Raw genomic sequence first — 581 nt, 5'->3', positions numbered from 1 at the left:
GAACCTGCGGCTGGATCACCTCCTTAATCGACGACATCAGCTGCTCCATAAGTTCCCACACGAATTGCTTGATTCATTGAAGAAGACGATAGAAGCAGCTTTAAGCTCCAAGCTGATAGCTCACAGCTAGCAGTTACAAGCTCGAAATTGGGTCTGTAGCTCAGTTGGTTAGAGCGCACCCCTGATAAGGGTGAGGTCGGCAGTTCGAATCTGCCCAGACCCACCAATTTTGTTATGGGGCCATAGCTCAGCTGGGAGAGCGCCTGCCTTGCACGCAGGAGGTCAGCGGTTCGATCCCGCTTGGCTCCACCATAAACTGCTTCGAAAGTTTGAGAGTTTAGAAATGAATATTCGAGTTGAATATTGATTTCTAGTCTTTTGATTAGATCGTTCTTTAAAAATTTGGGTATGTGATAGAAAGATAGACTGAGAGCCACTTTCACTGGTGGTGATCAGGCTAAGGTAAAATTTGTGAGTTCTCTTAGTTGAGAAATTCGAATTTTCGGCGAATGTCGTCTTCACAGTATAACCAGATTGCTTGGGGTTATATGGTCAAGTGAAGAAGCGCATACGGTGGATGC

The 581-nt window shown here is 45.8% G+C and carries 2 tRNA genes; both read left to right on the top strand.

From position 1 onward, the window contains the following. The first annotated feature begins 149 nt into the window (after window positions 1-149). Window positions 150-226: transfer RNA gene (locus AC07Y2_RS28760), tRNA-Ile, on the top strand. Window positions 227-236: 10 nt separating this feature from the next. Then, window positions 237-312, top strand: a tRNA-Ala gene (locus AC07Y2_RS28755). Window positions 313-581 lie beyond the last annotated feature (269 nt).

The sequence above is a fragment of the Pseudomonas sp. GW456-12-1-14-TSB6 genome, assembly GCF_059424205.1.
The sequence above is the reverse complement of the archived record's forward strand: the minus strand, read 5'-3'. Positions and strand labels throughout refer to the sequence as shown.